11 protein-coding genes and 1 pseudogene are annotated in these 24120 nt (G+C 42.4%); 7 read left to right on the top strand and 5 right to left on the bottom strand.

Annotated features, from left to right (window positions below):
- Positions 1-794, bottom strand: a pseudogene (locus NXV01_RS09440) (LiaF transmembrane domain-containing protein).
- Positions 795-1140: 346 nt separating this feature from the next.
- Between NXV01_RS09440 and NXV01_RS09435 the strand changes: the two are divergent.
- The 7 genes from NXV01_RS09435 (at position 1141) to NXV01_RS09405 (ending at position 14833) form a co-directional block, all read left to right on the top strand.
- Positions 1141-4398, top strand: a complete 3258-nt coding sequence (locus tag NXV01_RS09435; protein ID WP_004301515.1) for a TonB-dependent receptor — start codon at positions 1141-1143, stop codon at positions 4396-4398.
- 25 nt (positions 4399-4423) lie between these two features.
- Positions 4424-6331, top strand: coding sequence for a RagB/SusD family nutrient uptake outer membrane protein (locus NXV01_RS09430; protein WP_217722026.1), 1908 nt, complete (start codon positions 4424-4426; stop codon positions 6329-6331).
- A 15-nt stretch (positions 6332-6346) separates the two neighbouring features.
- The gene (locus NXV01_RS09425) at positions 6347-8224 is read left to right on the top strand and encodes a DUF5123 domain-containing protein (RefSeq protein ID WP_234132295.1); all 1878 of its coding nucleotides are present in this window, start codon (positions 6347-6349) and stop codon (positions 8222-8224) included.
- Positions 8225-8308: 84 nt separating this feature from the next.
- Complete coding sequence (locus tag NXV01_RS09420) at positions 8309-9937, top strand: pectinesterase family protein (protein ID WP_234132296.1); 1629 nt, start codon at positions 8309-8311, stop codon at positions 9935-9937.
- Between the two features lie 93 nt (positions 9938-10030).
- Positions 10031-11608: a pectate lyase gene (locus NXV01_RS09415; RefSeq protein ID WP_122135612.1), complete on the top strand. Its 1578-nt coding sequence runs from the start codon at positions 10031-10033 to the stop codon at positions 11606-11608.
- Positions 11609-11639: 31 nt separating this feature from the next.
- Entirely contained in the window at positions 11640-13301 is a 1662-nt protein-coding gene (locus NXV01_RS09410; protein ID WP_122135611.1) for a pectate lyase, read from the top strand.
- A 35-nt stretch (positions 13302-13336) separates the two neighbouring features.
- Entirely contained in the window at positions 13337-14833 is a 1497-nt protein-coding gene (locus NXV01_RS09405) for a pectate lyase (protein ID WP_122135610.1), read from the top strand.
- A 144-nt stretch (positions 14834-14977) separates the two neighbouring features.
- Here NXV01_RS09405 and NXV01_RS09400 read toward each other — a convergent pair whose 3' ends face one another.
- The 4 genes from NXV01_RS09400 to NXV01_RS09385 all read right to left on the bottom strand — a co-directional run bounded on the left by NXV01_RS09400 (position 14978) and on the right by NXV01_RS09385 (position 23888).
- A complete protein-coding gene (locus NXV01_RS09400; RefSeq protein ID WP_259022250.1) occupies positions 14978-19513 on the bottom strand; it encodes a two-component regulator propeller domain-containing protein in 4536 nt (1511 codons plus the stop codon).
- A gap of 245 nt (positions 19514-19758) precedes the next feature.
- Positions 19759-21498: a pectinesterase family protein gene (locus tag NXV01_RS09395; protein ID WP_259022249.1), complete on the bottom strand. Its 1740-nt coding sequence runs from the start codon at positions 21496-21498 to the stop codon at positions 19759-19761.
- Between the two features lie 209 nt (positions 21499-21707).
- Positions 21708-22679, bottom strand: coding sequence for a pectinesterase family protein (locus tag NXV01_RS09390; protein ID WP_259022248.1), 972 nt, complete (start codon positions 22677-22679; stop codon positions 21708-21710).
- 9 nt (positions 22680-22688) lie between these two features.
- Complete coding sequence (locus NXV01_RS09385; protein ID WP_259022247.1) at positions 22689-23888, bottom strand: glycoside hydrolase family 88 protein; 1200 nt, start codon at positions 23886-23888, stop codon at positions 22689-22691.
- Positions 23889-24120: the final 232 nt, after the last annotated feature.

The following is a 24120-nucleotide window of genomic DNA, read 5'->3' as shown; positions in this document are numbered from 1 at the left end:
CTAGTCTTTAACTTCCAAGCCTCCGAAAGAAAGCGTTCCACGAATGACCAATATGCTCTCCTTGTTTACATTCCCATTTTGCCAGCGTTTGTCATCACATCCTCCAAAAAAAGCATTGCATTTGAACACGACTGTCCAATCCGACGGGACATAAATTTCGACTCCCCCCAACTGCAATCCAAATCAATATAGGTTTCTCCCGGTGCAATATGGGTATGGCGAAGATCAATAGTTGTCCCCCCGAAAGAGGTACGAATGATGGCTCCTTTAAACAACTCATCAAGTACTACGTGGCGTGCAGCTCCCCAGACATTCTCCGAACGCAAAAAGCCATCTACTGATTCCGACTGTTGTTGTTCACTCTCAAAGTTCATGCCGGGTCTACCCTGATGCATCTTCATCCATTGCCGACGATGTTCCATTGTATGCTGACGAGCCCATTGCGCCCTCTTATTTCTGCCGGGTTTGAAGATAAATAAAACGCCTGCTATTATCAGGGCGAGGGGCCACACCATTGCCTGTGAATTCTCCGGCAACCAGGAAAGTCCTCCTGTCAAAAAATAGGCACCCGCCAGAAAAAAGATGATTCCACCGATGAAATGGCGGCGAATCATAGCATATATACCTAATAACATAAGGAGTGAATGCCAGGATACGATTATATCAAATACTTCTGATGTAATCCATCCCATATTACGGGCAAACAGTAGAATCCCGGAAAGGATAAAAAGTGAAGCTATCAGTATTTTACCGGAAAAGCCTGTAGCACGGGGAAAATTTTGTTTCTCTTCCATTGTCTCTATTATTAATTGATTAATGGTTCAAAGATACATCATTTCCCTATGCTTCCACAGGCTTTTCTGTTGATTTACGGTATAAATTCCGATGAATGCCGGATAAAAACCGGTGAAAAAATCAATTTAGAAATCCCTGATTCGTATATTTGCCGGTCTTTAGAACACAAATAACACCCTTCAAAGCTAATAACTACACCTCGCAACAAACTAAAAAACAAAAAATACGAGGTGAAAAACAAATATTGCACATCACTATATCTTCATTCTCATACTTTTGTAGCGATGAATGAACTCTCATCGGGATTTTTATGAAATATCAAACAACAACCATTAATTAATAAACATGCAAAGAATGTCTAACAAAGTGAAAAACATGCGCTCTTTATTGCTAATACTATTTTCAGCAATATCGCTTAGCGTATCTGCGCAAACGATTACCGTAAAAGGTAACGTGAAAGACACCAGCGGAGAGCCTGTTATTGGAGCCTCTGTTGTAGAAAAAGGTAATACTACCAATGGTACGATTACAGATTTAGATGGTAATTTTTCTATTAAAGTTGATGGCAAAAAAACATTGGTTATTTCATACATAGGTATGAAAACTCAAGAAGTAGCCGTTCAAGGTAGAAAAACAATTAATGTACAAATGGTCGACGATTCGAAAGCTTTGGACGAAGTCGTAGTAATTGGTTACGGTACAGTCAATAAAAGAGATTTAACCGGTTCTGTAGCCTCTGTTAGTGCCAAAGACTTAGCTGCTATACCAGTAGCAAGTGCATCTGAAGCCCTTACCGGTAAACTTGCCGGAGTTAGTGTTACTACTACTGAAGGTTCTCCCGATGCAGATATAAAGATCCGTGTTCGCGGTGGTGGTTCATTATCACAGGATAACTCACCTTTATATATTGTAGACGGTTTCCCTGTTTCAAGCATTAGTGATATCGCCCCCTCGGAAATTCAAAGCATCGACGTATTGAAAGATGCTTCTTCCACAGCCATTTATGGTGCCCGTGGTGCAAATGGTGTAATCATCATTACTACCAAGAGCGGAAAAGAAGGTAAAACGCAAGTAGACTTCGGTGCTTCTTTCGGTTTTAAACAGGTAACCAAACTGACTGAAGTCTTGAGTCCTTACGATTTCGTTGCTTATCAGCGTGAAATCGGTTCTCTGGATTATGGAAACTTTGCCGATATGGATATCTGGCGTTCTATTGATGGTACCGATTACCAAGACGAGATGTTCGGACGTACTGGAAACCAGCAACAATACAATATTAATGTAAGTGGCGGAACCAAGCAAATGACTTATAGTGTCAGCTATGCCCATAATGAAGAAAAAAGTATCATGCTTAATTCCGGCTTCAAAAAAGACAATGTAAATGCAAAAATTAAATCAGAACTGAATAAATGGATGACACTGGACTTTAACGCCCGGTTAAGTTACTCTACCATTGACGGTTTAGGTGGTGGTGCTGATACCAATGAATCCAATGCTGCCAATTCAACTGTGGCTAATGCTACCGTATTCCGTCCGGTTGATTCACTTAAATACAGTGATGACGACGAAGAAAACAGTTCGGCACAACAGAAATCTCCATTGGAACGTCTGCTTGCAACGGATAAAACCCGCAATACTTTCAACCAGAACTACAATGTAGGTTTAAACTGGAAACCATTCAAGAACTGGACATTCCGTTCCGAATTCGGATATGGATGGAAGTTTGACGATACAGAACAGTATTGGGGAGTAGATGCAGTATCTAATTCTAAATATGGATATAACGGTCAGCCACAAGCCTACCTGTTGAGAGAAAAGACGATGAGCTGGCGTAATGCCAACACATTGACCTATGATAACAAAAAACTGTTCAAAGGTCGTGATAAACTCAATGTATTGATCGGACATGAAGTAAGCAGCAGCCAAAGGAAATCAATAGAAAATGTATCTGTAGCTTTCCCTGTTACTATGAATTTCGATGATATGAAAGCAAATATGGGTTCGGGCAAAGCTTTAGCCAACCAATCTACCATTGCTGCAAAAGAAAACATATTATCATTCTTTGGTCGTGTGAACTATACTATGATGGATAAATACTTGCTTGCTGTTACAGTACGTGCAGACGGTTCGAGCAAGTTCGGTTCCGGAAATCGTTGGGGTGTTTTCCCGTCAGCAGCTTTGGCATGGCGTATCTCTGACGAGGCTTTCATGAGTAACACTCAAGACTGGCTGTCAGCTTTGAAACTACGTTTAAGCTTCGGTACTGCCGGTAACAACCGTATCAATTCCGGTTTGCTTTCCACCACTTACTCTTTGGGAGGTAATGATGCACGCAATCCTTTCTTCAACGGAGAAAGCACTACCATGTTGGAACATGGAACGAACTTATACAACCCCGATTTGAAGTGGGAAACAACAGTTACCCGTAACATCGGTATTGACTATGGATTCTGGAACAATCGTATCTCCGGTGCTATCGACTTTTACTGGAATACAACCAGAGACTTATTGATGCGTACTGAAATTCCTTCTCTCTCCGGATATAACTATCAGTACAAGAACTTCGGACAGACATCCAATAAAGGTGTAGAATTGTCTGTTAGCGCTGTTTTATTTGATAAAAAGAATTTCTCTTTGAACTTCAATGCCAACATTGCCTACAACCGCAACCGCATTGATAAACTGAATACAGACTCTCCCTGGCAAAGTAGTAACTGGTCAGGTAGTACAATGGCCAAATACGAAGACTTCCGCGTAGAGAAAGGCGGACGTTTGGGTGAAGTTTGGGGATATAAGACAAACGGTTATTATACCGTATATGATCCTGTCACCAACCCTACCGGCGAACTGGTTTGGGCAGGTAGCGAATGGGGATTAAAAGACGGAATGCAAGATAACAGTCCTACTATCACCGGTGGTAAATACTATCCGGGTGGTTTGAAACTGGAATGTGATAAAGATGGTAACCCTCTCAAACAACGTTTGGGTAACACTATCGCTCCTACAACCGGTGGTTTTGGATTCGATGGTCGCGTAGGTAATTTCGACTTCAATGTATTCTTCAACTACTCTCTCGGAAATGTAATTGTCAATGGAACAAAACTGGCAGCTTCTTTCCGTTCAGGTTCAAGAACCGGTTATAACTTAAACAATGATTTCAGACTGTCTAACCGTTACACATGGATTGATCCGGAAACTGGTTTGAACCTGTCGTCCAGTTCTACAGATGTCCTCAATACCTATGGAGACATGACAACAGCAGGATTACGTCTGAATGAAATAAACGCTAACGCCAATATGTACAATCCGGCCAGCGCTACTACCATGCAGCTGACTGATTATGCAGTAGAAAAAGCCTCATTCCTGCGTTTGAATAACATTACTATCGGATACTCTCTTCCAAAAACAATTGTAAGGAGAGCGTTTATGCAGAATGTGAGAATCTATCTGACAGGATATAACCTGTTCTGTTGGACTAACTACAGCGGAGCAGACCCTGAAGTCGATACAAGCAGTAAGAAAAATGCGATGACTCCGGGTATAGATTACGCCGCTTATCCTAAGAGCCGCACATTTGTGGGTGGTATTAACGTTACATTCTAATTAAAACATTAAACAGATTGATCGTATGAAAATATATAAGACATTATTCCTAGGGCTGGGGTTAATTGCCCTGTCTTCCTGTTCGGACTTCCTGAATCAGACCTCACCGTCTGAATTGGATAATGAATCAACTTTTAATAATGCCTATTATACAGAATTGGCACTTAATAAAGTTTACGGCAGCCTGACGCAAGACCAGACTTATTCTAATTTCCTGCCTATCATTGCCGGAACCAATACCGACTGTGAACTGATTGACGGTTTGGGTACGGATGCAAGCAACACGTCCAGCGAACGTGGTAATATGAACTATAACGCTAATCCGGGATGGTCACAACTTTCCAAAGTATGGGATGCCATGTACGGAGTAATCGAGAATGCGAATCTGGTAGTAGATGGTATAAACAATAGCCAACTGATACAACAAGCAGGAGCAACCCGTACCAGCATGATGAGATTCCGTGCAGAAGCGATAACATTGCGTGCGATGATTTATTTCGATCTGATCCGCTTGTTCGGTGATATTCCTTTCAAAACAGAATCTTCCAACAGCGACCTGTCTAATGTTTACATTGGAAAGGCAGACCGTGACGATATCATGGATGAATTGATAATCGAACTCGAGGAAGCTATCGGATATTTACCTTGGGCTGGTGAAGACGGTTATACAACTGAACATGTAAGCAAAGGCTATGCTCACGCTCTCTTGGCTAATATTGCAATGACACGTGCCGGATATGCTATCCGCGAACAAGCTAAAGACGGATATATCACCGGAGATAACAGTGACGCTACTTATCCTACTCAACGTTGCAGCGATACCAAACGTAGAGAACTATTCGAATTGGCCGAAAAACATCTGGCAGCTGTTGTCAGTTCAGGAAAACATAAACTGAATCCTTCTGTAGAAGAATACTGGCGTTTAATAAATATCGGACAACTTGATCAGACTTATCAAGAAAACCTGTTCGAGATTCCAATGGGACTGAACAAAAGTGGTGAGCTGGGATATACTATCGGATATCGTATAAACGGTGCCAGTTCCCTATTCGGTCCGAAAGGTAACTCATCCGGTAAGTTGAAACTGACTGCTCCTTATTATCTGTCGTTTGGCGAAGGAGATATCCGCCGCGATCTGACTTGTGCTATTTCACAACTTTCTACAGACAAAAACACCAAAGTATTTAAAGAATATATGTTAGGAAATGCTCCTTTCGGTCTTTATTGTGGAAAATGGGATTATCGTAAGATGATGGAAAACTCTGAATGGTACGCAGCTGTATTGGCCAGCGATCAGAAAGTTTGTTCCGGTATCAACGTAGTGAAAATGCGTTATCCGCAAGTATTGCTGATGTATGCCGAAGTTGTGAACGAACTTTATGGTAAGGGTGCAACAGCCGAAGGTTGTACATTAACAGCCACAGCAGCCCTGAAAGAAGTGCACGACCGTGCTTTCACCGATGCAACCAAACGTGATGCTGCATGGACTGCTCTAATGGGAAAAGACTTCTTCGATGCAATTGTTGACGAAAATGCATGGGAACTGGCAGGAGAAGGTGTTCGTAAGTTCGACCTAATCCGTTGGAACCTGTTGAGCGAAAAAATAGACGAGTTCAAAAACGAATATACAAATGCAGTGTATAATGGTACATATCCACAGTATGTGAACTATAAATATCGCACGGACAATCCGATGTATATCGATATGACTTCTCTCGTATTTGGAGCTAAAGTAGGTGGAGAATATGAAAACAAGAGCTTCTTCGGAGCTGAAACCAGTGACAAGGAGCAAAAGAATCTGAAAGTAAACTTGCCTAGTATTTCTGGCGGATTGAACAAGGCTGTAAAGAATCGTTATTTATTGCCGATAGCTTCTACAACCATCTCTACCTCAAACGGTAAATTACATAACTCTTATGGTTATTCGGATTAATCTTAAAATCGTAAAATGATGAAGAATATAAAAAATATATTGGGAATGGGAGCTTTCATGCTCCTGGCCTCTTTGGCGGTATCTTCGTGTACAGAGAAAAGTGATTGGGATATTGACTCTTCCTATAGCCGTCCTTTCGGAACTGATGAAAACGGAATCAGTGTAGAAACAGACAGTAAAGTAGCCAGAGCGGTAGTAACTTGGAGCTCAACATCCAATACCGACTATTACATTATCGAGATTAGTCCTAACGAGATGACTGACGAGACTCCAATGGGATCAGAAGAAAATGGAAATATCGTTTATGGAAATGATCCTGCCAACCGGATCAAGCAGTCACCTTACACAATGGATAATCTGGCTGTAAATACGACTTATTATATGCGTATCAAATCTATTTCCGGAGAGAAGGAATCTCGTTGGGTAAATTATAAAAAGACTTTTGCTTCAGTTAAGGAAGAAGCTATCCTGAATATTCCAACTACTGAAGACTTACCTGAAGGTCAAGGAAAAGTACGCATGTCATGGGAAGCCGGATTAGCAGTCGATCATTTCGAAATCATGGAAACGGGTGCCACAGAAGTAACTTCACGTGTTATTTCGTCAACAGAAGCTGCCGCAGGTGAAGCATGGGTTGAAAATTTGAAGTCGTTCACTGAATACACGATTACTATTTATAATGGAAATAATCCGCGTGGTTCACAGACTGTTACCATCCCTGGTTTGGAAATCGAATCTACCATCAGTGATATAACAGCAAATTCGGCTGTATTCTCTTGGGAAGAAACGGTGGATGTAGATGAATATGCTTGTGTTCTTTCTACCGAAGGAGTACCAGAACAAGGAACCCAATTATCACCAGCAGATATTGCTGCACATAAGGTGACAATCACAGGTTTGGCTTCCAGTACAGAATATACGGCTTATGCTTTCGCAAACGGCTCTATATGTTCCCGTATCACCTTTACAACTAAGAAAGGTAAACCGACGGGTTATACTGAAATGACATGGGAAGATGCCCTTGCCAACTGGGATAATCTTTCAGGAAAAGTATTAATCAATGTTTCCGGAACAGAAGGATTTGCACAAGAAAAAGAAAACATTGCTGCTGGCGTGACTCACCTTATTTTCTGGGGTGACAGTCAAGACGGACAGGTTAATATGACTATTAAAAAGGGCGTAGGTGCCAGCGGAATATGTGATAAAGTAGAATTCCATAATCTGAATATTACCGATGAAGGAAATACAACCCTTATTTATCAAAACGGTGCTTCAGGTTGCATCAAAGAAATAGAAGTTACCTCGTGTACAATTACCAATATCCGGGGTATCGTTCGTATGAATGCAAGTACAAGTAATGCTATGTCTGTTACTATTGATGACTGTATCATCAAAGGATTGGGAAGAGCAGCAACATCCAATCATTATGGATTACTTCTTTCTGACAAGGTAACATTAACAACTCTTAATTTAGTGGTTTCCAATACTTCTGTTATTGTAGCCAAGGGAGCTTCTGCGTCTCAATTCATAAGACACAAGTCAGGACAAACCGGTACAATAACAATCAAGGATTGTACATTCTATGATATGTCAGCAAGTGATGCTTTCTGCAGAGATACAAAAGACATGACAATGACTATATCAAACACTCTGTTTGCCAAAGGTGGAGTTAAACCTTTCTACAACACAAGTTCCGTAGCTACAACTCTAAACGTAAACGGCTTGTATAAGGCTTCTGACTTTGCATTTGGTGCTACCGAGTGGGGAAAAGACTATACTAGTCTTCCTCTGACTTCCGATCAGCTATTCCCTAATGGCTCAAGTGAAGATTTGACTTTTGGAGCAGATGTTCCTGAAGAATACAGAGTCGGTGACCAACGTTGGAACAAATAACTAAATAAAACTGCAAGGTTTTCCGTCAAGTCTGGAATTTGCATTTACTTGACGGAGAATCTTCTCTAAAAAGCAACAGATATTATGAATACAAATTCAATCTATACAATAAGTAAATACTTACTTCTGTTCTTGTTGATTCTTATAGGTGCTTCTTGTAATGACAACGATGATGCAGAAGATACAAGCGTCCCTGTTCTGATTTCACAGAATATCAATGATGGTGATGTAGTAGGTCCGAGCGGATATGTAGAACTGACTTTCAGCAAAGCCATGCGTCAGGCTCCGGATACAGAAATCTATTTCAACGGAGGAGTAGTGCGTGTATCCATCAACTACGAAAAAGTACGTTATACCTTCTCTGGTATGGAAAACAAAGAATGTACTTTCGAAGTTCCTGCCGGAGCATTAACAGATATGCAGGGAAGAACTTACGACGAAGACTTCTTTTTAAGCTTTACTGCCAAATCTGAAATTTCGGGTGGTGGAAAAGTATTCGATGCAATTGTTGATTCAAAAGGGAATGGTGATTACACTACTCTCCAGGCGGCAATCAACGCCATCACTACCCCACCGACCAGTCCTTATAAAATCTTCATTGCCAACGGAACTTATAATGAATGTGTCCGAATCAATAAGAATAAACCATTTGTTCATTTAATCGGTGAGAGCCGCGATGGTGTTAAAATCCAGTTTGCAGTAAACCGTGTAGATGATTCAAGTAATGCTACCTCATGGCCTTATTCTATTTTCAACGAAAACTCACCAGCCCGCAAAGCCGGATATAGTGAAGACCAAAACACAGTAGTGTTGATTGAAGCCACAGATTTTTATGCTGAAAACATTTCAATCATCAATCTTTATGGTGCATTCTCAAATCGTCACACGGGTGGTTTAGGTAAAAACGGACAGGCAGAAGCCTTGATAAACCGTGAAGACCGCTTTGCTTTGAATAATTGTTTGCTTGTCTCCTATCAGGATACATGGTGGACCCGTTATTGGAACAATACAACCCCTCATCGTGCATACGTTTATAACTCATGGATTGAAGGCCATACAGATTATATCTGGGGAAGTGGCGATGTACTTATCGAAAACAGTACATTCTATAATACAGGCAATGACGGTGGTAGCGTTATAACTGCTTCGCGTACCAGTGAAAGCGATAAATACGGATATGTTATAAAAGATTGTACGGTAAACGGTGATGATACAAAATTCTCATTCGGACGTTCCCAAGCAACAACCACGAAAACTGTCTGGATCAACACCAAGTTGAAAATGGATATTATAGATTCACACTGGGGATATGGTGGACAAATACCTACACTATATGCTGAATATAACACTATCGACAAGAATGGAAATATGATTGCGGAAAGTAAAACAATCACCTCCGGAAACGTTTCCTTCACTAGCTCAGTGCTAACAGCATCCGAAGCTGCTAAATATACATATGAGAATATAATAACTATTGACAGCTGGAACCCGAAAGAGTATATGGAAACTCCCCTTGCAGCACCTACCAATGTCAATCTGTCGGGAAACACTCTGACATGGGATGCAGTATCCGGTGCTGCCGGTTACCTCATCTTTATGAATGGTAACTATGCAGGGCAAACTACAGACACTACCGTTACACTGACCAACACTGACGAAAGCAATATTTATACAGTGAAAACTGTAAGCCAGTACGGTACAGTAAGCGAATAAAACCAATAAGATTTAATAAAGAGTTCTTTGTCACATCATCAGCAAATATAATGTATGAGACAAAGAACTCTATTTTTTTAAAAGATAATTTGTATGCTCAAATCTATTAAAATGGGATTATTGTGCTTCTGTGTAATCAACCTATCGGTTGCTTGCAGCAGCGAAGACCCAAGTATCACTGATGAAACACCGGGACAGAATACCGGTAACGGTGGTAATGAGAACGAAGGTGGTGAAGAAGAGACACCTGCCGAAACGCGTTATGCCTTTCCGGGCGCTTACGGTGCAGGTTGTTATACTACCGGCGGAGCAGGCGGAGAAGTGTATACAGTAACTTCGCTTGAAGATAACACAACACAAGGGACACTACGCTACGCATTAAATCGTACGGGAAAGCGCACGATCGTATTTGCAGTAAGTGGATTGATAGAACTGAAAAGCCCCTTGAAGATAACCAACGGAGATGTAACGATTGCCGGCCAGAGTGCACCGGGTGACGGTATTTGCCTGAAAGGACATCCCGTATCCGTACAGGCAGACAACGTAATCATCCGTTTCATGCGTTTCCGCATGGGATCGGACAACTTTACAACAGAAGCAGAAGCCGACAGTGGTGATGCATTGTGGGGAAAGCAACATAAAAATATTATCATTGACCATTGTTCGATGAGTTGGAGCACTGATGAATGTGCTTCTTTCTACGATAACACTAATTTTACCATGCAATGGTGCATCATCAGCGAAAGTTTGAATCGTTCGGTACACACCAAAGGTAATCACGGTTACGGAGGAATATGGGGAGGATCACCCGCTACATTCCACCACAATTTATTAGCCCACCACAGCAGCCGTACACCACGTCTATGCGGTAGCCGCTATACAGGGAAACCGGAAAATGAAAAAGTCGATTTACGAAATAATGTTTTCTATAACTGGGGACCGACCAATGGCGGCTATGCAGGAGAAGGAGGAAGCTATAATTTCGTGAACAACTACTACAAGCCCGGACCAGTTACCAATACCAAGAAAAATATTGTAAACCGTATCTTCCAACCTAACGGTGATGACGGTACAAATAAAAACACCAAAGGTATATGGGGTACTTTTTATCTGAAAGGAAACTATTTTGACGGCACATGTCCTGAATTGAAAGCCGAATATCAATCTCTGCTTACTTCTGTAAACAATGACAACTGGCAAGGGTTACACCCCAATGCAACAGAAGCCGTTCCTTTACCCGATGGAGGAGAAAAAGCACTTCAGTCAAGTAACGAATTTACCATTTCCGAAGATGCATCCGAATTCACTCAATCGGCAAAAGAAGCTTATGAATCAGTATTAAAGTATGCCGGTGCTTCCTTAAAATATGATGATGTCGATAAACGCATCATAGCCAACGTTCGCAACGGAGATTATACGGCAGACGGCAGTAATGGCAGTGAAAAGGGACTTATTGATAAAGCCAGCGATGTAGGTGGCTGGCCGGAATATAAAAAGGAAACCGGTCCGAAAGACACCGACGGCGACGGCATCCCTGATGAATGGGAGACTGCCAACGGTTTGAACCCCAAAAGTAAAGCCGACGGTGCCAAATATACTCTAAGTAAAACGTATACCAATCTGGAAGTTTACCTCAACAGTCTGGTAGAAAAGTTGTATCCCAACAAATAAATCGTCTATATCCCTAAACAGTTAAAAGATAATGAAGCAGAAAATATCTCTATTTTATATAGCTATTGCATTCAGCATCGCAGGATTATGTACCTCATGCTCTTCAGACGATCCTGTAGATGATACAGGTGGAGGAACAAATAATTCAGGTGGGACATCTTCTGATGTCAAGCAACTGGATTATGGAGAACTTCTTGCTTTCCCATACGCCGAAGGGCACGGTCGCAATACCACCGGAGGACGCGGGGGAAAAGTTTATCATGTGACTAGCCTTGAAGACGACGCCAGTGGAAGTATCAGCGGAAGTCTGCGCTGGGCTATGCAACAAGACGGTCCTAAAACGATTGTATTTGATGTGTCGGGTACCATCTATTTGAAATCGGAATTAAAAACCCAGAAAGATGATCTGACCATTGCCGGACAGACATCACCGGGCGGTATCTGTATTGCCAATTATCCATTTACGATTAATTCCAGCAATATCATCATTCGTTTCATCCGTTTCCGCCCCGGAAACTCTAACGTAGACTGCGACGGATTAGGAGGTTGTGACAAACAAAATGTAATCATCGACCATTGTTCAGTAAGCTGGGGAAGCGATGAATGTCTTTCTGTCTATGGTATGCAAAATTCTACCGTACAATGGTGTTTAGCTTATCAAGCCTTACGTGTGACTGATGTAAAGATCAATGCTGCCACAGGCAAATTCGCTTCTCACGGATATGGCGGTAACTGGGGAGGAAACTATGCCTCTTACCACCATAACCTGATAGCCCATTGCGAAAGCCGTGTTCCACGCCTTGGTCCCCGATATACTACATTAGCACTGAACAACAACGATGGAGAGCGAGTGGATATGCGCAACAATGTTTACTACAATTGGGGAGGCGAAGGCTGCTACGGTGGTGAAGCGCAACACGTGAATATCGTTAACAACTACTACAAGCCAGGCCCCGGAACCGATGAAAGCGGTAAAGCAGACCGTGCATACCGTATCGCGAAGCCAGATGTATATCCGGAAAATTACTCTGGCGAAGCCTACAAAAAATGGCTTCAAACTTGGGGAAAGTTTTATATCGACGGAAATAAAGTAGTAGGCAATACGACTGTTAGCAATGATAACTGGACAAAAGGTGTATTTGACCAAATGGACGGTAAAAACTGTGCAACTACGGAGCTTTGGAACCAACATACCCAGATAAAATCAAGTTCACCGGTAGTTAAGGCAGGAAATGTAAGAACTCATACGCCGGATGAGGCTTATGAACGTGTGATGAGCTATGCAGGAGCCAGCAACTATCGTGATAAAGTCGACGAGTTGATAATTAGCGACGTTAAAAACAGAAAAGCAAGTTGCACGGGAGATGCCAGCAAATGGGAAGGTCTTTCCGGCTACTCACAAAACAAAAGTGGATATATCAACGACCCGAAAGATGTCTGCAGAGCCTTAGGAGTAAATGATCCCTACGATGTTCTGAAATCTGTAACCAATGCAAACGTGAAAGATACGGACGGTGACGGTATTCCCGACTACTGGGAAGAAGAATATGGTTTGAATCCCAAAAAATCTGCTGATGGAAAAGAAACGACTATTGACAAAAACGGGAAGTACACTAATCTGGAAATGTATCTCAATAGTCTGGTGCACGAAATCATGGTAAATGGTGCGACAGGTGGCAGTGTTATAGAATAATTTTAGTAAATTCGAACCCAAATGATAAATTAGTAATGAAAAAGAATATATTAGCAATCTGTAGTTTGATATTGGCTTTTCCTCTAGTGGGACAAGCCATGCAACCTGCCATTTCGGTTGAAAAAACATCAAAGGACTATCCTACCCCGGATCGTTCTAAAGTTCTCGCCTTCCCCGGTGCCGACGGAGCAGGAAAATATACCACCGGTGGTGCCGGAGGTGCTGTATACACTGTTACGTCCCTGGCAGACGACGGTTCGGAAGGGACACTTCGCTGGGCTATCAGCAAGAAAGGTCCCCGCACCATTGTCTTTGCGGTTAGCGGAATTATTGAACTACAAAAAGCATTAAAACTCAGCAATGGTGATGTGACCATTGCAGGACAGACAGCTCCGGGTGATGGCATTTGCCTGAAAAACTATACGTTCTCTATTCAGGCAGACAACGTAATCGTCCGTTTCATCCGTTCCCGTATGGGAGTCGACATCAAACAAAAAGGTGACGACGCAATGAATGGTACAAAAGCGCACCAAAACATTATCATAGACCACTGCTCCATGAGTTGGTGTACGGACGAATGTGCCACATTCTATGATAACCGTAATTTCACTCTTCAATGGTGCATCATCAGTGAAAGTCTCGCCAATTCTATCCACGAAAAGGGAGCGCATGGTTATGGAGGTATCTGGGGTGGACAGCCTGCTACTTTTCACCATAACTTACTCGCCCATCACACTAACCGCACACCCCGTCTTTGCGGAAGCCGTTATACGGGTCGTCCGGAAGATGAAAAAGTGGAATTATTCAATAATGTGATTTATAATTATGGCAGTGACGGTGCTTATGCCGGTGAAGGAGGTTCCTACAACTTTATAAATAACTACTATAAACCGGGACCTTTCAGTGCGACAAAAGGTTCTTTCAAACGCTTGTTTACAGCGTATGCCGATGATGGCAAAAACAACAATAAAGCAGGTGTTCATGGTGTATTCTATTTCAAAGGTAACTATATGGATCCTACCTGTCCCAAACTGACTGACAAGCAGAAAGAGGCTCTTTATAAAGTGAATATGGATAACTCTTACGGACTGGTTATAAAAAAAGACTTTGCCACAGAAAAGGAAGTACTGTCTAAAAAAGCATTTGACATAGCCGAACATACTTCTTTGCAACCTGCCAAGAAAGCCTACAAAGATGTTCTCGAGTTTGCCGGTGCTTCATATCGCCGTGACGCCATAGACCAACGCATCGTAGATGAAACTCTCAAAGGCACTTATACTTACGAAGGTTCTCATGGAAGCACGAATGGAATGATTGACCAACCGTCTGATGTAGGAGGATGGCCGGAATATAAATCAGAAACAGCACTCGTTGATACAGATGGTGATGGTATTCCCGATGAATGGGAAAAGAAACACAACCTTAATCCCAATGATCCTTCAGACGGAGCCAAATATACATTAAGCCCGGAATATACAAACCTGGAAATGTATATGAACAGCCTTGTGAATCATCTATACCCTAAAAAATAAATTCGGATAACCAAGATGAGGGTAAATGTATCGGAACTCTCATAAACAAAAAATCACCCTCGCCACAGATAGTTGTAGCGAGGGTGATTTCGATAAAAGGGGAGCTTTGAACATCCCCCTTTCTATATCTTTCCTTTCCCATTATTATCTCCCCACTCTATCCCGATACTCCGTAGGCGTCATTCCAACCTGTGCTTTAAAGCATTTACTGAAATAACGCGGATCATTAATGCCTACCATATACGAAATCTGGGTCATATTAAATTCTCCGGTTTCTATTAATTGTGTAGCCCGCTTGATACGCATTTCTTTGATAAATTCAATCGGAGCCAGTCCGGTAAGTGTTTTCAGCTTCTTGAAGAAGACAGAACGGCTGACAGCCAGTTCCCGAACCAGATCATCTACCACCAGTTCTCCATTATCCATGTTCTGCTCCATCAACTCTACCAATTTATCCATAAACTTACGGTCGTTGGGAGACATTTCGAGAGTTGCAGGTACAGTTTCGGAGGCATCTTCTTCAGCAGACGGCATATCCGTAGCCACAGGCACTTCCTCCTGACCGGTAGAAATATTAATATGCATCAGACTATCCCGGTAGAAACTTTGCAGTTTCTTACGCTGCATCAACAGATTTTCCACACGGGCTTGCAGATAGGTAGCACTGAAAGGCTTCGTTATATAATCGTCCGCACCATATTCCAGTCCCTCCAGTTTGCTTTCAATCGTAGTTTTGGCAGTAAGCAAGATGATAGGTATATGGCTGGTCGTCATATCCGCACGCAGTTCGCGCGTCATTTCGATACCATCTTTCTCAGGCATCATCACGTCACTGATGATAATATCCGGCAGGTACTTCAAAGCCTTGCTTGCCCCCTCCTTACCGTCAGCAGCTTCCACCACCCGGTACATCGGAGAAAATATACTGCGCAAGAATTCACGTAACTCCTGATTATCTTCGACTAACAACATCAATTCTTTGGAGTTTTCTTCTTTCGCAAATTCTTCCCCATACACATCTTCAATTTTCTCCGAATCATCGCTTACCAACGTTTCAGACTGAATGGAAGAATTGGCTATATCCACTACTTGTCCCATTCTTGCCGGAGCAACCGCATCTTCCAGAATAAACTCGGCTTCCTTATCATAATGTTCTTTTCCCTTTAGGAAATCTACTTTGAAGCAACTCCCTTCTCCCAAATGGCTATCAACGGAAATAGTCGCTTTATGCATTTCTACCAGCTCTTTCACCAATGAAAGTCCGATACCCGTACTAGCCTGATTGAAAAGATTCTTATCCACCAGATTCTCAAAACGGACAAACAGTGACTTCTTTTTATTTTCCGCAATACCGATACCCTGATCTTGCACGCCAATAGAAACTGTATTTTCATCTTCACGGATAAACACTGTAATCATCTTACCATTCGGCGTATATTTAAATGCATTGGAAAGCAAATTGAATACAATCTTTTCCAGCTTATCGGCATCCACCCAAAGATAAAGATGTTCCTTTTCGGTCTGGAACAGAAAATCAATCCGATGTTCTTCGGCCACAGCTTCAAAATTATCCATCACCTTACGGACGAAAGGTACAATATCCAGCCGCTGCACCTGCATCTTCATCTTCTTATTCTGAATCTTGCGGAAGTCCAGAATCTGATTGACAAGACGGAGCATCCGATTGGTATTCCGTTCAACCACCACTAACTGTTCGCGAGCATCAGCCGGCAATTTATCATTCTTCAAGACCTGCTCCACCGGACCTGCTATCAACGTAAGCGGGGTACGCAACTCATGCGATATATTAGTAAAGAAACGTAGTTTTATATCCGAAATCTGCTGTTCGACCGAAACCTCATGCTTCAACCGATAAATGGTAAACAGGATATAAACGGCTACGAAAATAATAATCAGAATAAAAAGTACATAAAGCACATAAGCTACCGGCGTCTCCCAGAAAGAAGGAAGAATAACAATGTTCAGCAGACGTTCATTATCCACCCACACACCATCACTATTCGTTGAACGAACACGGAGCACATACTCTCCTTTCGGAAGATTCGTATAAGTCACACTACGCTGTTTGTCGGCAAAAGTCCACTGTTTCTCAAATCCGTCGAGAATATAAGCATACTGTATATTCTGCGGATTGGTATAATCAAGTGCCGCAAAGTGAACGGAGAAAATATTCTCTTTGTGTGAGAGCACCAATGGGTCGGTATCGTCAATATCCACCTTCAGCAAGGAGTCATCTCCGGGTGTAATATCCTCATTAGTCACCATCAGCTTGGAGAATACGATAGGTGGGATATAGCTACTCTTACGAATAGAGTCGGGATTAAATATAAAGACTCCGCCACTGGCACCGAAAAGCATACTTCCTTTAGCCGTCAATGTGGAAGCCGCTTCACTAAAGCGCACCGGGAAAGTAATACTACGTTCGTCGTAACTTTCAAAACGTTCTTCAGACGGGATGAACTTACAAATCCCATTCTCCGTACTAATCCATAAATTCTCCTTACTATCTTCGCGGACAGAAAGCAAGACGTCAGAAGGAAGACCATCCAGTACGGAATATGATTTGAACTCTCCATGACCGTCTTTACTGATAGATACCAGTTTGTTGAGTCCCCCGCCGAAAGTAGCCAGATAAAGTTCCTTTTTCTTAGTGGAAATAATCCAATGGACATCATTATTACTCAAACTTTGCGTATCGTTCGGCATACGGGAGAAATGATAGAACTGCACATCCTCCGGTTTCTTAAAGTTCTCATCAAAAGCAACAGCTCCCGTAGTTGTGCCTACCCACAGACGTCCATTATGATCGGAAGTAATGAAACGCGCTTTGTAGCAAGGATCAATCGGATATCCTTTCAGATTGTTCCGGTGATTGATAAACAACGTCTTTCCTGCTTCATTCTCCGTAATATAATTGATACCTCCGGCAAAAGTAGCTACCCAGATACGACCATAATGATCTTCATAGATACAATACACATTGTTATCGCTCAAACTGTACATATCTTCTTCACGATGAAGATAACGGGTCAGTTTATAAGACATTCCGTTGGAAGAAGTCGGCTCGGCACGGACAAGTCCGTCTCCTTTTGTCGCAATCCAGATCATTCCTTTCGAATCCTGAATAACAAAATAAACAGTTCCCAACATGGGAGTACCAGTAGTAGAAACGATGCCGCTTTCGGTCAGATATCCCTTATAATTTTTGTCGGCATCATACATACGAAGCATACCGTCTTTCAAACCGACCCACAGATTACCCAGTTTGTCTTCACACAGGGCACGCACCTCATTATGCAATGATTCATGTTCATGCGGCATAGGAGTCATCATCGCGAAAGGCACATTCCGATAAGTCACTTTCTCCAATCCCTTAGAGTGGGTGCAAAGCCATAAATTACCTTGTTTGTCGGAAAAAGCCGAATGAATCTTATTGGAAAAACGCCAGTCACGGCTACCCAATTCATTATAGAAAGGAACCAACCGCTTTTTTTGAGGATCAAAATAAGAGAAACCTCCTCCGTAAGGATGTACCCAAAGATATCCGTTTACATCTTCATGGATATGGAAGGCCGGACGGGAACGTTCGGGATTACTGTATTCAATAAGAATCTGTTCACGGGTCACCACTCCGGTCGAAGGATTAAAATGGGCTACAACACCCGGTTCTTCCTGCTCGAACCACACTTCCGAAGCACGGTCTACATAAGCAGAAAGGATCGGTTTTGCGGGTAAAGCCTTGCAAGTCAGGAATGAATAATGCACATTTGTTTTAGTCCGCAAGTTGTAAGTAAAGAAACCATCCGAATCAGTAGTGATCACAGAGATGTCCGGTGCAACCGGATGAATAGAAGTGATCCGTCCTTTCGTGGGGAGCTCGATCAACGTAAATTCTCCGCTTTCTTTCTGATAAGACCAGATGCGTCCATGATCGGAGGCAAAGCAAATGTCCTTATCCCGCTCCTGTACTGCATAAAAAGCTTGGTTCATTCCGCCAAACTTTCCTTTTGTCTCCGTAAAGTAAGAGTCCGGTTCTTTCTTTTCGGGGCGGATCATGCCGAGACCGTTATCTGTCAACAGCCAGTCATTGCCTGCTTTATCTTGATGTACTTTGAGTATATGTAGAGAGGGAAATAACTCCGTCTTACTGGAATAAATATCCCATGTCAGGCGATTATTCTCATCCGGATGAGTCTGGATTCGGATAGCTCCGTCATTTTCTGTCAGCAGCCAGACGGTTCCATTCGGCATCACCTCAATGGTATGTACATTGAAAGCGCTTCCCTCTTCTCCGGCAGCAGGCACCTGTTCAAAAGTCTCCGTCTTCGGATCGAAACGATGGACACGATTATCATAGGTCAGTAGCCACAGAAAGCCGTAACGGTCTTCATAGATACGATCTACACGGTTATTGGTCAAACTGATATAGTTTCCCTGACGGGCCTTGTATGTTTTAAAGGTATAACCGTTGAAACGGTTGATGCCATCCCAAGTGGCAAACCAAAGATTGTCTTTGTGATCCTGCAAGATGTTCATCACCGTATTTTGGGATAATCCATCTTCAGTAGAATAGTGGGTGAAAAAACAGTGCTGCTGTGCATGTGTCAAGAACACAATAGCTAGCAAAAAGATTACTAAAATTAAGGTTTTCTTCATCATATCACTCGGTTCTGTGCCGTAAAGATAGAAAAATACTTGTAGTTTAATGCAATCTTTAGCGGCTATTTAACAGAATCGGACCATTCTATAGAACAAGTCATCAATTTTAGACATAAGAATAAAAGAACAAAATATCTTGTCGGATTCTGTTTTTTCGCTCTTTTGTTCTTATGTCCACTTATTTATACTTCTGCTTTGTTGTTCTGCTGCTTCCAGCTAATTTGTTTCTTTACCTATTCATCAAATCAGCGCTTTACCGTTATCAGTTTGTTTCCGTTCTCTACCGGATTCCAACCATCTTCTCCTGCCAGAACAGTTGTTATCTCATATCCTTTCTGATTTTTCAGTTGTCGGGAGAAAGCAGCACGTGCTTTCGGGTTGGCCCCTTCACCCCGATTTTCGTATTCGGCATAAAAGACTGTCTTTTCATTTTCTTTCTTGCCCCAATTATTCCAGCCGACAGGAAGGATATGTTTCCCCAACTCACAACGAATAAATACAGCCTGTGCATACGGACGCCAAGGACGGGACAGATATACTTTCTTGGCTTCCGGCTCTGCTGTCAACCGGCAATCGTAGAAGACATAGCCGTACTTTTTCCCTTTATCGGTAGAAGGAGCAGTGACATAGCCATCGCGTTTGCTATGAATGTGACAGCGATTAAAAACAGCGATAGACCAGCCGAAAATAAAATCGACTGTTCCTTCAATATAGCAATCTTCGTAATATTGACGGCTTTGCTTCCCATATGTGTAGAGAGTATCTTGGAAGCCGAGGAAACGGCAGTTCTTAAAATAGACACGGTCGGCAGATACAAAGCAGGCAACTGCCTGTCCTACGGGACCTGATGAGTTCTCAAAAGTGATATTTTCCGCATAGAAGTCGGGAGCATAGATATAGCAACTGGATGAACCGGAAGTTCCCATATTCTCACCGAATACATTTTTCTTGTTTGCGAAACCGTCATAAGTCAATATCGTACCTTCTTCTCCAATCAGGGAAATATTAATCTTGGATTCAGGGATGATGAGTTTCTCTTTATAAGTACCCTTGCGAACCAGAATAGTGGTACGGATGTCTTTGCGAAAATCGGGAACAGCATCGATCGCTTCCTGCACGGTAAAGAAATCACCGCTACCATCTTGAGCCACTACATAATCGGATTGACGGATATATTTCGCCAATTCCGGAATTTCCTTGCCGATGGCATCCACAGCCAGCCCTGCAATAGTTCGCGCTCCGTATACATTCAAGTGAGTATTGTCTTCACGGCCTTTCGGAAAAGCAGGCACTTGATTGGGCTCAACAAACACAAATAATTTCTTAGATTCTACTGGTCCAAGTCCTTGTACCAGGTCATGAGTGATTTTATTCATATCAATGAAAATCACTCCTAATTCTTTTGCCACATTGCGGGGAGCATCCAGATAAGCACCATGTGTATCGAATAAAACAGCTCCTTCCTTCGGCTGTTCCTTTTCCCCCGGCGTGCGGCGGACATCTTTTGCAATGGCGTCATCCTTCGGTTGCACAAAGTTACGACGGACGATAGAGTTAAACAATACCGGTATTCCACCCTTGGCACGGGTTTCATTTACATAGCGGCGAAGAATCTCATCAAAAGTTGTCCCCGGATCAGTGTGACGGGTAGAGTCTGCTTTCTCATCGTTATGACCGAACTGAATAAAGACATAATCTCCTTTTTTCACTTTGGAAATCACTTTTTCCCAACGTCCTTCACTGATAAAGCTCTTGGAACTGCGTCCGTTAGCAGCATGATTGTCTATCCGTACATCTTCAGAAAAGAATCCGGGAAGCACCATTCCCCAACCACGTTCAGGGTTTCCTCCATCTATTTTCTTGTTAGCCATGGTCGAATCGCCTATCATGAAGATAGTGATAACCGGTTTGTCCGCACGAAATGCAGAAAAAAGAATGAAAACTGCGGCCAGCAGCCCCCACATTTTATGTCTTTGTGTCTTCATATTTATCTATAATTATAATACTACTCTCTATATATAAAAAACATTTTCCTCTATCACCTTCAAACCGGAGATGCTTACAAGACACTTGCAGCTTATCGTAAACCGATTTATTTCGGTTGAACCAATGTGTTCACCGTATTGAAGCAAAGTGTTTCAAGCGTTGAAACTAATAATCACAAGCGGGCTGGCAACCATTCGCCTTGCTTCTCTCATTTATAAGGATACCAGTTACTACTTTCTTTAAAGATGTTTTCCGGAGTATACTTCGTTATTTCCTTCTTTGTCAGCTGTTTGACCCACGTTACACGTCCTGTCGTGTCAGCACCTGCACCGGTATTTCCAAATTCGGCATAACGAGCTGTTTTTTCGTTCTCCGGATTCTTCCAGTTGTGCCATCCTTCGGGGCGGATGTGATTACCAAACTCACAATTAATAAAGACCGTTGCGGCATAAGGACGCCACGGACGACCCAGATATACTTTTTTCACGTCCGGAGCAGCTGTCAACTTGCAGTTCTTGAAGACATATCCGAATTCTTCACTTTGTGGGGTTGAAGCGGCCGTGATATATGAATCACGTTTGCTATGAAGCTCACAATATTCAAATAGAGCAGTTGAGGGACCAAAAATAAAATCGGTAGTCCCCTCGATATAACAATTGGTAAATAAGAGCCGTGTTCTTTCAGAACCCGTATAAATAGTATCCTGATTTCCCAGGAAACGGCAGTTGACAAACATGAGCCTGTCACCTTCGGTATGAAGAGCTACCGCCTGTCCCAATGGAGCCGCATTATTCTCAATCGTCAGATCCTTAAAAGTAATGTCATTTCCCTCTACTTTTACTGTATAGGTACGAAATGTCCCCATCTTATTGATGTTGGCATGATCGTCATAAGTAATAATCGTTTTCTCTGCACTTTCGCCCACCAGTTGAACATTCTTTACCCAAGAAGGGATGACCAGTTTTTCTTTATAGACACCATTCTTGATAAATATAGTTACCGTATAATCCATAAAAGCGCGGACAGCTTCCACTGCTTCCTGAATATTACGATAGTCTCCTGTCCCGTCACGTGCCACAACTAACGTGTCTTTGCGTTGCTGTTGCTGTGAATAAACAGATGTTACTCCTACGCCGAGCAGAAACAAGCACATCATTCCTTTAAAAATAGTCCTTTTCATCGCCGGAAATTACTTTTGTAAACGTTCATATTCCAAGCTAGCCATAATAAAAGGTCCTACGGCTTTAGGATCGTTATTGCGGATAGTTTCATTTATATAATAGTCATAATCGCCGGAACGGTACACTTTTCCTCCCAATCCTGCTACTGCGCAAGCTTTGGTGATGGTTACCAATCCATTTTTGTCCACTTCGATAAAATTATCGAGAAATCCCTTATAACCTTTCAGCGCTACATCCAGATAAGATTTATCAATATATCCCAGACGGACTGCCTTAAAGAGCGAATAAATAAACATAGCAGAACAGGAAGATTCCACATAATTTCCCTTGTCCCCACTCCTGTCCATTACCTGATACCATCCTCCTGTCTTCGGGTCTTGAAGTTTCTTCACCTGCACAGCCACATTATTCAGGATATCCAGCAGGGAATCTCTTCCGGCTTCATGCAGCGGAATAAATTCAAGTGCATCTACCAATGCCATTGCATACCATCCCATAGCACGTCCCCAAGTATGTTTCGACTGTCCGGTTACCGGATCTGCCCAACGTTCGGTACGACTTACATCACACGCATGGCGATAAAGACCGTTCTTAGGGTCATACGTATGCCGCGCACAGGTGATAAATTGGTTGATAACATCTGCATAGTCCTGCGGAAGATTATTACGGAAGGCATATTCGGCATAGAAGGGAGCTCCCATGTAAATTCCGTCCAGCCACATCTGATGAGGATAAATCTTTTTGTGCCAGAAACCACCGTCTTCATTGCGCGGCTGTCCTTCAAACTGGCTATAAAGCAGATCGAGCGCTTTTTTATATTTAGGATTCTTCGTTTGCTCATAGATACGGAAAAGAATTTTTCCGGAGTTGATACGGTCGAGACTATAATCAGTTAATTTGTAAGCGGTAATGCTGCCGTTCCCATGCACCATTGTATCTGCATACGCAATGGCATAATCACGAATTTTCTTGTCACCATAAGCATCATACACATCAAGCATAGCTCCCAATTCCAGTCCGTGGCAATAATCCCACTTCAATTTCGGTTGGAAATCGAGTTGCCAGGATTCCGGGCAACGGATCATTTCCGATTCGGTCATCCGTACAGACCAGGGCAACTTGCCGTCTACCTGTTGCGCCGATACCGGAACGGTCATTGCAATCAGCAGAGCCAATATAAAAAAATTAGAAAAAAGAGTTCGTCTCATGGATTGTTATTTTAAGGATTAAACATACAAGTCTTTCACGCTACGAAAGTAGTGTTTTTCCTCCAAACCCGATAGGATTTTTTAGTCAAGTAGGTGCATTTTTTGTTTTTCGTGCACGGAAACGACCAATTTTGTGCACGTAAACGTCAAAAATGTCCATTTTTTATGCAATATCTGATAAATTAAGAGTTTCGTTTTGGAAGAAAGCGGAAAAGGTCGTACTTTTGGCACG

It is taken from the genome of Bacteroides sp. BFG-606 (genome assembly GCF_024788145.1).
In the GTDB taxonomy this organism is placed as follows: Bacteria; Bacteroidota; Bacteroidia; order Bacteroidales; family Bacteroidaceae; genus Bacteroides; species Bacteroides vicugnae.
This window is presented reverse-complemented; position numbering and strand designations above follow the sequence as displayed.

Coding starts and splice junctions, on each gene's coding strand:
- NXV01_RS09430 (WP_217722026.1), top strand. CDS start 4,424: ATGAAAATATATAAGACATTATTCCTAGGGCTGGGGTTAATTGCCCTG.
- NXV01_RS09435 (WP_004301515.1), top strand. CDS start 1,141: ATGCAAAGAATGTCTAACAAAGTGAAAAACATGCGCTCTTTATTGCTA.
- NXV01_RS09415 (WP_122135612.1), top strand. CDS start 10,031: ATGCTCAAATCTATTAAAATGGGATTATTGTGCTTCTGTGTAATCAAC.
- NXV01_RS09410 (WP_122135611.1), top strand. CDS start 11,640: ATGAAGCAGAAAATATCTCTATTTTATATAGCTATTGCATTCAGCATC.
- NXV01_RS09405 (WP_122135610.1), top strand. CDS start 13,337: ATGAAAAAGAATATATTAGCAATCTGTAGTTTGATATTGGCTTTTCCT.
- NXV01_RS09395 (WP_259022249.1), bottom strand. CDS start 21,498: ATGAAGACACAAAGACATAAAATGTGGGGGCTGCTGGCCGCAGTTTTC.
- NXV01_RS09385 (WP_259022247.1), bottom strand. CDS start 23,888: ATGAGACGAACTCTTTTTTCTAATTTTTTTATATTGGCTCTGCTGATT.
- NXV01_RS09425 (WP_234132295.1), top strand. CDS start 6,347: ATGATGAAGAATATAAAAAATATATTGGGAATGGGAGCTTTCATGCTC.
- NXV01_RS09400 (WP_259022250.1), bottom strand. CDS start 19,513: ATGATGAAGAAAACCTTAATTTTAGTAATCTTTTTGCTAGCTATTGTG.
- NXV01_RS09390 (WP_259022248.1), bottom strand. CDS start 22,679: ATGAAAAGGACTATTTTTAAAGGAATGATGTGCTTGTTTCTGCTCGGC.
- NXV01_RS09420 (WP_234132296.1), top strand. CDS start 8,309: ATGAATACAAATTCAATCTATACAATAAGTAAATACTTACTTCTGTTC.